At 66.2% G+C, this 408-nt stretch carries 1 protein-coding gene; it reads left to right on the top strand.

Translation table 11 applies throughout. From position 1 onward, the window contains the following. On the top strand, positions 1-408 hold a 408-nt coding region (locus KUM38_RS39015), incomplete at both ends, for a cbb3-type cytochrome c oxidase subunit I (RefSeq protein ID WP_217136891.1).

Genomic DNA, 408 nt, shown 5'->3' with positions numbered 1-408 from the left:
GACGATCGGCACGCTGTATCTGGTGACGTCGTTCGTGTTCTTCATCATCGGTGGCGTGATGGCCCTGGTGATGCGCGCCGAGCTGGCCCGGCCGGGCCTGCAGATCGTGTCGAACGAGCAGTTCAACCAGGCGTTCACGATGCACGGCACGATCATGCTGCTGATGTTCGCGACGCCGCTGTTCGCCGGTTTCGCCAACTGGATCATGCCGCTGCAGATCGGCGCGCCGGACGTCGCCTTCCCGCGGCTGAACATGTTCGCCTACTGGCTGTACCTGTTCGGCTCGCTGATCGCGGTCGGCGGTTTCCTCACCCCGGACGGGGCGGCCGACTTCGGCTGGTTCGCCTACTCCCCGCTGTCCGACGCGGTCCGCTCGCCGGGCATCGGCGCCGACATGTGGATCATGGG

The organism is Streptomyces sp. AC558_RSS880 (genome assembly GCF_019049255.1).
GTDB lineage: Bacteria > Actinomycetota > Actinomycetes > Streptomycetales > Streptomycetaceae > Streptomyces.
Note: the sequence above shows the minus strand (reverse complement) of the source record. Positions and strands in the feature narration are given on the sequence as shown.